The organism is Lysobacter silvisoli (assembly GCF_003382365.1).
GTDB classification, from domain to species: domain Bacteria; phylum Pseudomonadota; class Gammaproteobacteria; order Xanthomonadales; family Xanthomonadaceae; genus Lysobacter; species Lysobacter silvisoli.
Window position 1 is genome coordinate 2,260,461 of the sequence record NZ_QTSU01000001.1, and the last position, 12,424, is coordinate 2,272,884.

Annotated in this window: 16 protein-coding genes; 12 read left to right on the forward strand and 4 right to left on the reverse strand. The window is 70.0% G+C overall.

The genetic code is table 11. The annotated features are described in order from the left end of the window. The first annotated feature begins 274 nt into the window (after nt 1-274). The 11 genes from hpf (at nt 275) to DX914_RS10035 (ending at nt 9,031) form a co-directional block, all read left to right on the forward strand. Complete coding sequence (gene hpf, locus DX914_RS09985; protein ID WP_115858827.1) at nt 275-601, forward strand: ribosome hibernation-promoting factor, HPF/YfiA family; 327 nt, start codon at nt 275-277, stop codon at nt 599-601. Between the two features lie 58 nt (nt 602-659). Next, nucleotides 660-1,148 carry a PTS sugar transporter subunit IIA gene (locus DX914_RS09990; protein WP_115858828.1) on the forward strand — a complete coding sequence of 163 codons (489 nt, stop codon included), beginning with the start codon at nt 660-662 and terminating at the stop codon, nt 1,146-1,148. Further along, nucleotides 1,145-2,095, forward strand: coding sequence for an HPr(Ser) kinase/phosphatase (gene hprK, locus DX914_RS09995; protein WP_115858829.1), 951 nt, complete (start codon nt 1,145-1,147; stop codon nt 2,093-2,095). The genes DX914_RS09990 and hprK overlap by 4 nt, the downstream gene beginning before the upstream one ends. Beyond that, the gene (gene rapZ / locus DX914_RS10000) at nt 2,089-2,973 is read left to right on the forward strand and encodes an RNase adapter RapZ (protein ID WP_425480678.1); all 885 of its coding nucleotides are present in this window, start codon (nt 2,089-2,091) and stop codon (nt 2,971-2,973) included. The genes hprK and rapZ overlap by 7 nt, the downstream gene beginning before the upstream one ends. A gap of 198 nt (nt 2,974-3,171) precedes the next feature. After that, a complete protein-coding gene (locus DX914_RS10005; protein WP_115858830.1) occupies nt 3,172-3,519 on the forward strand; it encodes an EF-hand domain-containing protein in 348 nt (115 codons plus the stop codon). A gap of 76 nt (nt 3,520-3,595) precedes the next feature. After that, nucleotides 3,596-3,886: a hypothetical protein gene (locus tag DX914_RS10010; protein WP_115858831.1), complete on the forward strand. Its 291-nt coding sequence runs from the start codon at nt 3,596-3,598 to the stop codon at nt 3,884-3,886. A 153-nt stretch (nt 3,887-4,039) separates the two neighbouring features. Beyond that, nucleotides 4,040-4,432 carry a PTS sugar transporter subunit IIA gene (locus DX914_RS10015; protein WP_115858832.1) on the forward strand — a complete coding sequence of 131 codons (393 nt, stop codon included), beginning with the start codon at nt 4,040-4,042 and terminating at the stop codon, nt 4,430-4,432. Nucleotides 4,433-4,481: 49 nt separating this feature from the next. Continuing rightward, a complete protein-coding gene (locus tag DX914_RS10020; RefSeq protein ID WP_115858833.1) occupies nt 4,482-4,751 on the forward strand; it encodes an HPr family phosphocarrier protein in 270 nt (89 codons plus the stop codon). Between the two features lie 13 nt (nt 4,752-4,764). Next, nucleotides 4,765-6,489, forward strand: coding sequence for a phosphoenolpyruvate--protein phosphotransferase (gene ptsP / locus DX914_RS10025; RefSeq protein WP_115858834.1), 1,725 nt, complete (start codon nt 4,765-4,767; stop codon nt 6,487-6,489). A 209-nt stretch (nt 6,490-6,698) separates the two neighbouring features. Then, nucleotides 6,699-8,060: a magnesium transporter gene (mgtE, locus tag DX914_RS10030; RefSeq protein WP_115858835.1), complete on the forward strand. Its 1,362-nt coding sequence runs from the start codon at nt 6,699-6,701 to the stop codon at nt 8,058-8,060. A 167-nt stretch (nt 8,061-8,227) separates the two neighbouring features. Continuing rightward, nucleotides 8,228-9,031, forward strand: coding sequence for a carboxylesterase family protein (locus DX914_RS10035; RefSeq protein ID WP_115858836.1), 804 nt, complete (start codon nt 8,228-8,230; stop codon nt 9,029-9,031). Between the two features lie 132 nt (nt 9,032-9,163). On the opposite strand, the gene DX914_RS10040 is transcribed toward DX914_RS10035, so the two are convergent. Genes DX914_RS10040 through DX914_RS10055 form a run of 4 tightly spaced genes read right to left on the reverse strand, consistent with a single transcriptional unit; the run spans nt 9,164 to nt 11,440 of the window. Beyond that, entirely contained in the window at nt 9,164-9,376 is a 213-nt protein-coding gene (locus tag DX914_RS10040; protein ID WP_115858837.1) for an alkylphosphonate utilization protein, read from the reverse strand. 45 nt (nt 9,377-9,421) lie between these two features. After that, entirely contained in the window at nt 9,422-10,360 is a 939-nt protein-coding gene (locus DX914_RS10045; protein WP_115858838.1) for an aspartate carbamoyltransferase catalytic subunit, read from the reverse strand. A 22-nt stretch (nt 10,361-10,382) separates the two neighbouring features. Beyond that, complete coding sequence (gene ruvX / locus DX914_RS10050) at nt 10,383-10,877, reverse strand: Holliday junction resolvase RuvX (RefSeq protein WP_115858839.1); 495 nt, start codon at nt 10,875-10,877, stop codon at nt 10,383-10,385. Further along, the gene (locus DX914_RS10055; RefSeq protein ID WP_115858840.1) at nt 10,874-11,440 is read right to left on the reverse strand and encodes a YqgE/AlgH family protein; all 567 of its coding nucleotides are present in this window, start codon (nt 11,438-11,440) and stop codon (nt 10,874-10,876) included. Before DX914_RS10055 ends, ruvX begins: the two co-directional genes overlap by 4 nt. 134 nt (nt 11,441-11,574) lie before the next feature. Here DX914_RS10055 and DX914_RS10060 point away from each other — a divergent pair, with 134 nt between their 5' ends. Further along, complete coding sequence (locus tag DX914_RS10060; protein ID WP_115858841.1) at nt 11,575-12,141, forward strand: DNA-3-methyladenine glycosylase I; 567 nt, start codon at nt 11,575-11,577, stop codon at nt 12,139-12,141. Nucleotides 12,142-12,424: the final 283 nt, after the last annotated feature.

Consider the following 12,424-nt stretch of genomic DNA (forward strand, 5'->3'; position numbering starts at 1 on the left):
AATAACGAAGCGCGAACTGCTCGGGGACCGGATCGGCCCCGTGGAGCATTCCAGCCCAGCGTGGAACCTCCCCCGCTTAACTCCCTTTTCACTATTGCGCCTCCGACTTTGGTCGTAGGCCCGTCGAAATCCCAGCGGATCAACGCGTTCCATCGGTACACACGAAATTACTACCGTTTCCCCCTTGCGCCCCTCGCTCATCGTGCGATGCTGGGCTCGTGGCTCCGGCTACGGAGCCGCATTCCCATGCGATGCAAGAAGAAGGAGGCCTCCGATGCGTATCGAAACCCACGGCCAGCAGATCGAAGTCACCAGTGCGCTGCGCGACTACGTCGAATCCAAGCTGGCACGGCTGCAACGGCACTATGAGCAGCCTTTCGACATCCGCACCCAACTCAGCCTCGACAAGCCCGACCACCGCGCCGAAGCCACCGTGAACCTGGCCGGCCGTACCCTCCACTGCGACGCCGCCGCCGTCGACATGTATGCGGCCATCGACCTCCTCGCCGACAAGCTGGATCGCCTGCTGATGAAGCACAAGAGCAAGCTGGTCGATCACCACCGCGGAGAAAGCCTCGCCCGCAACGGCGAATTCGGCTGAACGCCTAAGCCGGCCGTTTCGGGGATAATGCGCGCCTTCCCGACGCTGTGCCGCAACGATGCCGCTTCATGAACTGCTGAGCGCGCGACGGGTCGCGATCCTGGAGCAATCCAGCGATCGCGACGCCGTCTTGGACGCCGCCGCGCGCCTGCTGGCCGAGGGCTCGCCGGACGGGGCACAGGCCATCGGCGACAGCCTGCGCGAGCGCGAACGCCTGGCCAGCACCGCCATCGGCCATGGCGTGGCCATCCCGCACGGCCGCAGCGCCCTGTTCGGCGACAGCCGCGGTGCCTTTCTGCGATTGGAACAACCGGTAGACTTCGGCGCAGCCGATGGCGAAAAAGTCGATCTGGTGCTGGCCATGACCGTGCCCGAACACTACGTGCAGCAACACCTGCAGCTGCTGGCCGAACTGGCCGAGCGCTTCGCCGAGGCCGATTTCCGCGCCGCCTTGCGCGCGGCCGGCGACGTGGACGAATTGGGCTGGCGACTGCTGGGCGGCGGCGCGCTGCGCAGCGGGGCACAAGCCGGCGGGTCGCAGGCATGACCACCAGCATCAGCGCCGGCGAACTGTTCGAGCAGCAGCGCGAGCGCCTGGACCTGCGCTGGCTGGCCGGCCAGCGCGGCGACGACCGCGTGGTCGAGGCCGTGGAAACCGTGGCCCGTCGCCCATCCCTGGCCGGTTACCTCAACGCCATCTACCCCAACAAGGTGCAGATCCTGGGCAGCGAGGAGCTGTCGTGGCTGGATTCGCTGGACTCGCGCCTGCGCTGGGAAACCATCGAGAAGATCATCCAGTTCCGCCCGCTGGCCCTGGTCATCAGCAAGAACCAGCCCTGCCCGGAAGACCTGCGCCAGGCCGCCGAGGAAAGCGGCACCGCGCTGTGGGTGTCGCCGCGGCGCGGCCACGAACTGCTCAACCACCTGCAGTACCACCTGGCCCGCACCCTGGCCCCACGCATCACCATGCACGGCGTGTTCATGGAGATCTATTCCATCGGCGTGCTGATCACCGGCGAGTCCGGTTCGGGCAAGAGCGAGTTGGCCCTGGAGCTGGTCACCCGCGGCCACCGCCTGGTCGCCGACGACGCGCCCGAATTCACCCAGATCGCGCCGGACGTGCTCGACGGCACCTGTCCGGAAATGCTGCAGGACCTGTTGGAAGTGCGCGGCCTGGGCGTGCTCAACATCCGCCAGATGTTCGGCGACACCGCGGTCAAGAACAACAAGTACCTGCGCCTGATCGTGCACCTGACCCGGCCGATGACCGAGCCCAAGCCGGCCGGCATCGAACGCCTCACCGGCGACACCGGCCTGCGCCGGGTGCTGGACCTGGACGTGCCCATGATCACCCTGCCGGTGATGCCCGGCCGCAACCTGGCCGTGCTCACCGAGGCCGCCACGCGCCTGCACAGCCTGCGCATGAAGGGCCTGGACCCGGCCGCGGCCTTCATCGCGCGCCACAGCAACTTCCTGGAGCGCGGCGAATCGTGAACCAAAGCGTCGAACCGGTCCTGATCATCGTCAGCGGCATGTCCGGCTCGGGCAAGTCGGTGGCGCTGCACACCTTCGAAGACCTGGGCTACTACTGCGTCGACAACCTGCCCGCCGAACTGCTGCCGGAGTTCGTGCGCACCGTGGTCAAGGCCGACGACGGCATTCCGGCCAAGCTCGCGGTCAGCATCGACGTGCGCAACCGCCACAGCGACCTGGCCAATATTCCCGGCTGGCTGTCGACGGTGGGCAAGCTGGGTGTGGACCCCAGGCTGGTGTTCTTCGAAGCGCGCGACGAAGTGCTGCTCAAGCGCTACGCCGACACCCGCCGCCGCCATCCGCTGAGCCAGCTGGGCCTGGCCCTGGCCGACGCGATCGCGCTGGAACACCAGGTGCTGCGGCCGCTGCGCCAGATCGCCGATGCGGTGGTCGACACCAGCGATCTCAACGTGCACCAGCTGCGCCGGCACGTGATCACCGAATTCGGCATGGGCGGCGAGACCGGCATGTCGCTGCTGTTCGAATCCTTCGCCTACCGCCGCGGCGTGCCGGCCGACGCCGACTTCGTGTTCGACGCGCGCGCCCTGCCCAATCCGCATTGGGACCCGTCGCTGCGGCCGCTGTCCGGGCGCGACGCCGGCGTGCGCGAGTATCTGCAAGCGCAGCCTTACGTGCAGCAGTTCGTCGAACAGATCGGCCAATTCCTGGACATCTGGCTGCCGCGCCTGCAGGCCGACAGCACCCGCAGCTACGCCACCGTGGCCTTCGGCTGCACCGGCGGCCGCCATCGCTCGGTCTATTTGGCCGAACGCCTGGCCGAGCACGCGCGCGAGCGCGGCTGGAACGAAGTGGCCGTGCACCATCGCGAGTTGGATTGAACGCGCCGAGCGCGGAGCCCGCGTAACCGGCGTGTCGCCGCGCCGTTAATTGCATCGCCTGAATCGGGCACCATGCATCGCGTGGCGCGTTCGCGCGCTTACGGAATTTTTCTGCCGCCGTGCCGTGGTTCTACGTTCGCGCCCTTACCGTGAACGGGCGTCGTTCGCGACGCATCCCCTACCACGGAGCCCTCCACGATGAATGCCCCCGCTCGCAAGCTGTTGTCGTGCTCGATCGCGCTGTCGGCCGTTTTGGCCATGCCCATGGCTTTCGCTCAGGACCAGACCGCTCCCACGCCGCAGGAACCGCCGCCGAGCACCAGCGGCGACGCATCGCAGATGCAGTCGCCGATGGGCGAGACCACCACGCCGGTGTTCGCCGAGTTCGACGTCGACAGCGACGGCAAGATCAGCAAGACCGAGGCCGCGATCGACGCCAAGCTCACCAGCGATTTCGCCACGCGCGACAAGAACCGCGACGGCTCGCTGAGCGAGGCCGAGTACAACGCCGGCCACGCCAAGCACGAAGACCGCAAGCGCAAGTAAGCGCGCCCGTTCCCAAGCCCCATGCCGCCGGGCCGCCACACGCGCGCCGGTGCGGCCGCCTCCACAGGAGCACGCCATGAACCCCACCGCCCACCGCAAGCTCGCCCTGGCCTTGAGCGCGTTGCTGGCCGGCGTCGCGTTGAGCGCCTGCAACAAGCCCGAGCCGCCGGCCGAACCCACGCCTCCGCCGGAGGCGACCGCCCCGGCCGAGCCCACGCCGCCGCCGCCGGATTCGATCGCGCCGCCCACCGACACCACCACGCCGCCGCCCGCCGGCGACACCGGCGCTCCGCCGCCGGCCGAGGGCACGTCCGGGCAGACCCCGTCCGACCAGCCCAAGCAGGACCCGCCGCCGCCCAGCGGCTAAGCGGTTCCGCCGCGCCGGAGCGCATCCGGCGACCCGCGAGGGCGGCCTTCGGGCCGCCTTCGCCGTGTCCGCCACCGACGCCATTCGCAAATCCGCACGACCGCCGCTTCCGGCGCTTCCGGGCTGTCACCGGGGTCTGTTAAGTTGGCCGGCATGAGCGTCGGCATCCTCCTGATCACGCACGAAGGCATCGGCAACGCGCTGGTCGCGGTGGCCGGCCGGCTGATGCGCCCGTTGCCGCTGAAGGTGGAAGCGCTGGAAGTGCCGTTCGACGCCGACCACGACCTGCTGCTGCCGCTGGCCAGCGCCGCGCTGCGCCGCGTCGACGGCGGCCAGGGCGTGCTGGTGCTCACCGACCTGTACGGCGCCTCGCCCAGCAACCTGGCCGCGCGCGTCGCCCGTTTGGGCACGCCGGTGCGGCGGGTGTCGGCGCTGAATCTGCCGATGCTGTTGCGGGTATTGAACTATTCCGACCTTGAACTGGACGAACTGCCCGCGGTCGCCGCGGCCGGCGCCCGCAACGGCGTGATCATCGACGAGGCTTGATGGCGCGCGCGACAACGCAACACCGAGACGGCTTTTGAGGAATACCGCAATGATCGAACGCGAACTGACCGTCTCCAACCGACTGGGCCTGCACGCCCGCGCCACCGCCAAGCTGGTGCAGGTGCTGTCGGCCTTCCGCAGCACCGTCACCCTCACGGCCAAGGGCCGCGAGGTCAACGCCAAGAGCATCATGGGGGTGATGCTGCTGGCCGCCGGCCAGGGCACCACGGTCAAGCTGCGGGTGGAAGGCGAGGACGAAGCCCAAGCCGCCGACGCCGCGATCGCGCTGTTCGATCGCCGTTTCGACGAAGACAGCTGAGCGAGGGCGACGGATGAGGCAGACGTTCTTCGGACACGGCGCATCGCGGGGCAGCGCGCTGGGCCGCGCACGGGTGCGCCTGCCGCATGCGCTGGAAGTCGCCGAGGAACACATCGCCCCGGAGCAGGTCGAATCCGAACTGCAACGCCTGCACGCGGCCATCGACACCGTGCGCGCCGAGATGCACGCCCTGCGCGAGCGCCTGCACGGCGCGCTCGCGCACGAGGTCGGCGAGTTCCTGGACCTGCACGCGCTGCTGCTGGACGACCCGGAACTGCTGCAGGGCCTGGACAAGCTGATCCGCAGCGGCCGCTACGCCGCCGACTACGCCCTGCGCCTGCAACGCGACCGCATCGCCGCGGTGTTCGAGGCCATGGACGACGCCTATTTCCGCAGCCGCGTCGACGACATCGACCAGGTCATCGGCCGCATCCACGCCGCCCTGCACCGCCACGACGGCGACATGCAGGGCGTGGCCGGCGAGATCCTGGTCGCCGACAACGTCGCCCCGGCCGAGCTGGCCCAGTTGCAGGCGCAGGGGGTGATGGCGATCGTGACCGCCGCCGGCAGCGCGCTTTCGCACAGCGCGATCCTGGCGCGCAGCCTGCACTTGCCGCTGGTGGTGGGCGCGGCGCAGGCGCTGCAGAAGATCAACGACGGCGACGTGCTGACCGTGGACGGCGCCAGCGGCACCATCGTGGTCGAGCCCAATGCCGACGACCTGCGCGCGCACCGCGGCCGCATGCGCGAGCACGCGCGCGAGCGCAAGCAGCTGCACCGGCTGCGGCGCGAACCCACGCGCACGCTCGATGGCATCGACATCAAGCTCTACGCCAACGCCGAATCGCGCGACGACGTGGCCGAGGCACACGCGCTGGGCACGGCCGGCGTGGGCCTGTACCGCACCGAGTTCCTGTTCCTGCAGCGCAGCGAACTGCCGACCGAAGAGGAGCAGTTCCGCGCCTACCGCGACGTGGTGCTGGGCATGACCGGCCGCTCGGTCACCATCCGCACCCTGGACCTGGGCGCGGACAAGGCCGACCGCACCGGCCTGGCCCTGCGCGACGAACCCAACCCGGCCCTGGGCCTGCGCGGCGTGCGCCTGTCGCTGGCCCGCGACGGCCTGCTGGAAACCCAGCTGCGCGCGCTGCTGCGCGCCTCCGGCTACGGCCCGCTGCGGATCCTGGTGCCCATGGTCAGCTCGCGCGAGGAGATCAAGCGCGTGCGCGCCCTGCTCGACCGCGTCGCCGCCGACCTGCGCCGCGAAGGCCACGAGATCGCCGATCAGGTGCCCCTGGGCGCGATGATCGAAGTGCCGGCCGCGGCCATCGCCCTGCCCAGCTTCATCGGCGCGATCGACTTCCTGTCCATCGGCACCAACGACCTGGTCCAGTACCTGCTCGCCGCCGACCGCAACAACGAGGCGCTGGGCGAGCTGTACACGCCGCTGCACCCGGCGGTGCTGCGCCTGATCCGCGACGTGATCCGGCTGGCGCGCGCGCGCGGCAAGTCGGTGGCGGTGTGCGGCGAGATGGCCGGCGACCCTTCGTTCGCACCGCTGCTGCTGGCGCTGGGACTGGAGGAATTCAGCCTGCACCCGGCCACCCTGCTGGAACTACGCCGTGCGATCCGCGGCCTGGACCTGTCGACGTTGCGCGCACGCGCGCCGGCGCTGCTGCGCGCCGGCGACCGCCAGGGCATCGAGGACTGGCTGCGCAAGGCCGGTGCCGCGAGCTGAGTCCCCGCCGAGTTGCCGGCCACGCGATTGGTATCGCGACCGGCTTGCGCACCGCAAGCAAGGCCGATGCGGCGGATTCATGGCGAACCGGGCCGTTCATGCAGATGCGATCGCGCTGGGCTTTGCCGGCCGCGCGAGCGATAATGCCCGCATGAACGCCTAACCCAGTCGCCGCCCTCGTGGCCGCGACGCGCCAACGGAAGTACCGCATGGCCGAAGCCGTCCGCCACGACAAGACCGCACGCCAGCTGCGACTGCTATCCGATGCGCTGGACAGCGGCCGCCTGGGTCCGGTCCGGCGCCTGGTCAACACCCTGTCCCCGGCCGAAATCGGCAACCTGCTCGAGTCGCTGCCCCCGGGCAAGCGCGTGGTGGTGTGGGGCCTGGTCGACCCTGAAGACGACGGCGAGGTGCTGGTCCACGTCGGCGACGAGGTGCGCGAGAGCCTGCTCGCGGACATGGACACCGACGAGATCGTCGCCGCGGTCGAAGACCTGGACATCGACGACCTGGCCGATCTGGTCGAGGATCTGCCCGACACGGTCATCGACGAAGTGCTCAAGTCGATGGACCGCGAGAACCGCGAGCGGCTGGAGCAGGTGCTGTCCTACCCCGAGGACACCGCCGGCCGCTTGATGAACCCCGACGTGGTGACGGTGCGCGCCGACACCACCATCGACGTGGTGCTGCGCTACCTGCGCCTGCGCGGCGAGCTGCCCGAGCACACCGACCACCTGTACGTGGTCAGCCGCCGCCACCAGTACCTGGGCCGGATCGCCCTGGCCGCGCTGCTCACCCACGAGCCCGGCACCGCGATCAACAAGCTCATGGACGACGAGCAGCCGGCGATCGACATGACCGAGACCGCGGCCGAGGTCGCGCGCCAGTTCTCCGACCACGACTGGATCAGCGCGCCGGTGGTGGACGACAACAACATCCTGCTCGGCCGCATCACCATCGACGACGTGGTCGACATCATCCGCGACCAGGCCGAGCACCAGGCCCTGAGCGCGGCCGGCCTGGACGAGGACGAGGATCTGTTCAGCCCGGTTCGGCGCGCGTTCCGCCGCCGCCTGATCTGGCTCAGCGTGAACCTGTGCACGGCGTTCCTGGCCGCCAGCGTGGTCGGCCAGTTCGAGGATTCCATCGCCAAGCTGGTGGCGCTGGCGGCGCTGATGCCGATCGTGGCCGGCATGGGCGGCAACGCCGGCACCCAGGTGCTGGCGCTGATGATCCGCGGCCTGGCCCTGGGCCAGATCGGCGCCTCCAACGTGGGCGTGCTGCTGCGCAAGGAGCTGTCGGTGGCGCTGATCAACGGCCTGGTGCTGGGCATCGGCCTGGGCCTGATCGTGCTGCTGTGGTTCCGTCAGCCGGGCCTGTCGCTGGTGATCGGCACCGCGCTGACCATCAACCTGCTCACCGCCGCGGCCGGCGGCGTGCTGGTGCCCATCACGCTCAAGCGCCTGGGCTTCGACCCGGCCCTGGCCGGCGGCGTGATCCTGACCACGCTCACCGACGTGATGGGCTTCCTGAGCTTCCTCGGCCTGGCCACGCTGATCCTGTTGCGTTGACCTGCTGGGTCGAGCGACAGCGGTCGTGCGCGCTGCGTGAACGCCGCACGGTTCCGCGACCGCCGACTTTTCCGGATGTGGCGACGACGCCATTTTGCCCAGTTACGCATGGACAGCGCCGAAATCGCGCGGAATGATGCGGAAACGACGATGCCTAGGATGGCGCCATGCTCCGCCCCCTTACCGCCCGCCTGTTGGCGATCTTCCTGCTGCTCGCGCTGATGGCGGTGGCCTGCACGCACACGCCCGCATCGCGCCAGCACGGCGCCTTCGTCGCCCGCAGCCTCAGCGTGGACGGGCGCGAGTATCGCTACCAGGTGTTCGTGCCCTCGCGCGCGGCCGGCGGCGCGCATCCGCCGGTGGTGCTGTTCCTGCACGGCTCGGGCGAACGCGGCGACGACAACCAGCGCCAGGTCGCGGTCGGGCTGGGGCCGTGGATCGGCCGTCACGTCGACGAATTCCCGGCCATCGCGGTATTTCCGCAGTCGCCGGCCGACCGATCCTGGACCGACAGCACCGCGCGCATGGCCCTGGCCGCGCTGGACGCGGCCATCGGCGAGTTCGGCGGCGACCCCGAGCGGGTGGCGCTGACCGGCCTGTCGCGCGGCGGCTACGGCGTGTACGAGCTGGCGATGATGCAGCCCGACCGCTTCGCCGCGCTGGTGCCGATCTGCGGCGGCATCACCGCCCCCGAGCAGATCGCCGACCTGTACGTGCACGAGGTCGCCACCGCCGAAGTCCCGTTCGCGATCGCCGCGCAGCGGCTGCAGCGCATTCCGGTGTGGATCTTCCACGGCGCGCTGGACGAGGCGGTGCCGGTGCAGCAGTCGCGGCTGATGGCGCAGGCCCTGCGGCAGGCGGGCGGCGACGTGCGTTACACCGAGTTCGCCGAGGCCGGGCATAACGCCTGGGACCCGGCGTATGCGACGGCGGAGCTGTGGCCTTGGTTGTGGCGACAGCGGCGGCGCTGAGTTGGTGCGGGAAAGCAAATCGCCCTAGGCCCCCTTTTTCAAAGGGGGAACAGAGTCATCGTCTTTGCTTTTCGCCTCCCCCTTTGGAAAAGGGGGATTGAGGGGGATTTGCTCTACCCCATGAAGAAGCGATCAAGCCTTCTTCACGAACTCCGTCCGCAATACCAGGCCCTTGACCTTGTCGACGTTGCACTCGATCAGCGCCTCGTCGTCGGTCAGGCGGATGTGCTTGCACAAGGTGCCGCGCTTGAGCGTCACCGAGGTGCCCTTCACCTTCAGGTCTTTAATGACCAGCACCGAATCGCCGTCGGCGAGCGCGGTGCCGTTGCTGTCTTTCACGATCATCTTGCGTAGTTCCTAAACGCCGCGCGCATCGGCGCGGCCGGGGATTCAGCCCTTGAGCAGGGCTTCGAGTACCGCCATGCGCGCGGCCACGCCATTGGCGACTTGGGTCAGGATCAGCGACTGCGGACCGTCGGCGACCTCGTCGGTGATCTCCACGCCGCGGTTGATCGGGCCCGGGTGCATGACCGCCGCATCGGCGGCGGCGCGGCGCAGGCGCGCGGCGGTCAGGCCGTAATCGCGGTGGTAGTCGTCCAGCGAGGCGACCAGCCCCTCCTCCATGCGCTCGCGCTGCAGGCGCAGCATCATCACCGCGTCCACGCCGTCCAGCGCCGCGTCCAGGTCCTGCGACACCGTGCAGCCGTGCAGGGTGCCGTCGTCGGGCAGCAGCGCGGCCGGGCCGCAGACGCGGATCTCGCCGGTGCCCAGGGTGCGCAGCGCCTGCAGGTCGGAGCGGGCCACGCGCGAATGGCGCACGTCGCCGACGATCAGCACGCGCAGGCCGGAGAAGTCGATGCCCTTGGCCTGGCGCAGGGTCAGCATGTCCAGCAGGCCCTGGGTGGGGTGCGCGCTGCGGCCGTCGCCGGCGTTGATCAGCACCGTGCCCGGCCGCGCGTGTTCGGCCAACGCGGCGACCGCGCCGTCCTCGCGGTGACGCACCACGAAACCGCGCACGCCCATCGCCTCCAGGTTCTTGAAGGTGTCCAGCGCGGTCTCGCCCTTGCTGGTCGAGGACGTGGAGGCGTCGAAATTCAGCGCCTGCGCGCCCAGGCGCTGGGTCGCGAGCTGGAAGCTCATGCGCGTGCGCGTGGACGGCTCGAAGAACAGGGTGCACACCGCCAGCCCGTCCAGCGCGCGGCGGTCGTAGTGGCCCTCGGCGAACGCCTGGGCGCGGATCAGCAGCGCTTCCAGCGCCTCGCGCGGCAGGCCGTCCAGGGTCAGCAGGTGGCGCGGCGCGGCGGCCGCGGCGGAATGCGGAGAAGTCATGCGGTGGGAATCGGATTGGGGGTCAGGCGGAAGACAAGCGGGAAAGATCGGTCGCGTCGTCGGGCGCGGCCAGGTAGCGTTCGACGATCACCGCAGCGGCCACCGCGTCCAAAGCCTCGGCGTCGCGGCGGCGCTTGCGGCCCTCGGCGCGGTCGGCGGCGAAACGCTGCGCGGCCTCGATCGAGCTGGCGCGCTCGTCCACCAGCACCACCGGCAGCTTGTAGCGCGCCTGCAGTTCGCGCGCGAACGCATGCGCGCGCACCCGCGCGGGCTGATCGCCGCCTTCCAGGGTCATGGGGTCGCCGACGATCAGGCCGTCCGGGCGCCATTCGTTGCGCAAGCGGTCGATCGCGTTCCAGTCCGGGCCGTGGCCGTGCACGTCCACCACCGCCAGCGCGCGCGCGCCGTGGCCGAAGGCGCTGCCTACGGCCACGCCGATGCGGCGCGCGCCCACGTCGAAGCCCAGCACGGTACCGTCGCGACGGATGCCTGCCTGCGGGGCGGCGTCGGCGCTCATGCGTGCCCGGCGTAGTCGGCCAGGTGGGCGAAGTCGACGCCGATGCGGCCCGCGGCGGCGTGCCAGCGCGCGTCCAGCGGCAGGTCGAACAGCAGCTCGGCGTCGGAGGGCGCGGTGAGCCAGTCGTTTTCGGTGAGTTCGTGCTCCAGCTGACCCGAACCCCAGCCGGCGCAGCCCAGGGCGACGATGGCGTTGTCGGGGCCTTCGCCGCGCGCCATCGCTTCCAGGATGTCGCGCGAGGTGGTCAGGAACAGCGCGTCGGCGATGGCCAGGGTCGAGTCCCACTGCATGCCGCCGTCGTGCAGCACGAAGCCGCGCTCGGGGTGCACCGGGCCGCCGGCCAGGACGATCTGCGAACGCAGGTCGTCGCCACCGCCGTCCACCCCCATCTGCCCGAACACTTCGCCCAGGGTGTACTCGGAGGCGCGGTTGACCACGATGCCCATCGCGCCGTCGCCGTCGTGCTGGCAGATCAGCGCGACGCTGCGCGAGAAGTTGGTGTCCGACAGCGCGGGCAGCGCGATCAGGAGCTGGCTGGCCAGGGGTGTGGGTGTGGCGGACATGGGCCCATTCTAGCGTGCGCGCCGCGCTCGCGGGTCCGGCCGGGGCGTCGTAGCATGGGGGTTGGCCTCCTCCGCAGCCGACCATGCCCGCTCCCGTTTTCCGACCGGCGCCCCGCCCGCAGGCGGCCTGAACCATGTCCGGTTACTGCGATATCGCCCCCGGCCATCCCCTGCACGGCCCCTACCACGACCGCGAGTACGGTTTTCCGCAGCGCGGCGAGGCCGAACTGTTCGAGCGCCTGATCCTGGAAATCAACCAGGCCGGCCTGAGCTGGGAGACCATCCTGCGCAAGCGCGAGGGCTTCCGCCGCGCCTACGACGGCTTCGACGTGGACACCGTGGCCGCTTACGGCGAGGCCGAACGCGAACGCCTGCTCGCCGATGCCGGCATCATCCGCAACCGGCTCAAGGTGGACGCGGCGATCCACAACGCCCAGGTGGTGCAGCGCCTGCGCGCCAGCCACGGCGGTTTCGCCCAATGGCTGGACGCGCATGTGCTGCTGGACGGCCGCGCGCGCGACAAGGCGGCCTGGATCAAGCTGTTCAAGCAGACCTTCCGCTTCACCGGCGGCGAGATCACCAACGAATTCCTGATGAGCCTGGGCTATCTGCCCGGCAGCCACCACGAAAGCTGCCCGGTGTACGCCAAGCTGGCCAAGCGGCGGCCGGCGCCGCCGTGGATGCGCGCCGCCGCCAAGTAAGGTGCCGCGCGCTTGAGGCAAATGCGGTGGCGTCGAATATGGCCGTCGCTCGCGCGGAGGCGGGAACCCAGGGCTTTGTCCAGGCATGACTCTGAAGTCTCTGGATCCCCGCTTTCGCGGGGATGACAGCCGGATAGCACTTCGCATCCGCCCCACCGTCGTTCCCGCGAAGGCGGGAACCCAGGGCTTATCGAGGCATGACTCTAAAGTTACTGCTCTGGGCCATCGGGCATAGCCCGATGGCGCTCAGCGCCGCGCGAGCCAATGGCTCGCAAGCAGCGGC

Coding starts and splice junctions, on each gene's coding strand:
- hpf (WP_115858827.1), top strand. CDS start 275: ATGCGTATCGAAACCCACGGCCAGCAGATCGAAGTCACCAGTGCGCTG.
- DX914_RS09990 (WP_115858828.1), top strand. CDS start 660: ATGCCGCTTCATGAACTGCTGAGCGCGCGACGGGTCGCGATCCTGGAG.
- hprK (WP_115858829.1), top strand. CDS start 1,145: ATGACCACCAGCATCAGCGCCGGCGAACTGTTCGAGCAGCAGCGCGAG.
- DX914_RS10005 (WP_115858830.1), top strand. CDS start 3,172: ATGAATGCCCCCGCTCGCAAGCTGTTGTCGTGCTCGATCGCGCTGTCG.
- DX914_RS10010 (WP_115858831.1), top strand. CDS start 3,596: ATGAACCCCACCGCCCACCGCAAGCTCGCCCTGGCCTTGAGCGCGTTG.
- DX914_RS10015 (WP_115858832.1), top strand. CDS start 4,040: ATGAGCGTCGGCATCCTCCTGATCACGCACGAAGGCATCGGCAACGCG.
- DX914_RS10020 (WP_115858833.1), top strand. CDS start 4,482: ATGATCGAACGCGAACTGACCGTCTCCAACCGACTGGGCCTGCACGCC.
- ptsP (WP_115858834.1), top strand. CDS start 4,765: ATGAGGCAGACGTTCTTCGGACACGGCGCATCGCGGGGCAGCGCGCTG.
- mgtE (WP_115858835.1), top strand. CDS start 6,699: ATGGCCGAAGCCGTCCGCCACGACAAGACCGCACGCCAGCTGCGACTG.
- DX914_RS10035 (WP_115858836.1), top strand. CDS start 8,228: ATGCTCCGCCCCCTTACCGCCCGCCTGTTGGCGATCTTCCTGCTGCTC.
- DX914_RS10040 (WP_115858837.1), bottom strand. CDS start 9,376: ATGATCGTGAAAGACAGCAACGGCACCGCGCTCGCCGACGGCGATTCG.
- DX914_RS10045 (WP_115858838.1), bottom strand. CDS start 10,360: ATGACTTCTCCGCATTCCGCCGCGGCCGCCGCGCCGCGCCACCTGCTG.
- ruvX (WP_115858839.1), bottom strand. CDS start 10,877: ATGAGCGCCGACGCCGCCCCGCAGGCAGGCATCCGTCGCGACGGTACC.
- DX914_RS10055 (WP_115858840.1), bottom strand. CDS start 11,440: ATGTCCGCCACACCCACACCCCTGGCCAGCCAGCTCCTGATCGCGCTG.
- DX914_RS10060 (WP_115858841.1), top strand. CDS start 11,575: ATGTCCGGTTACTGCGATATCGCCCCCGGCCATCCCCTGCACGGCCCC.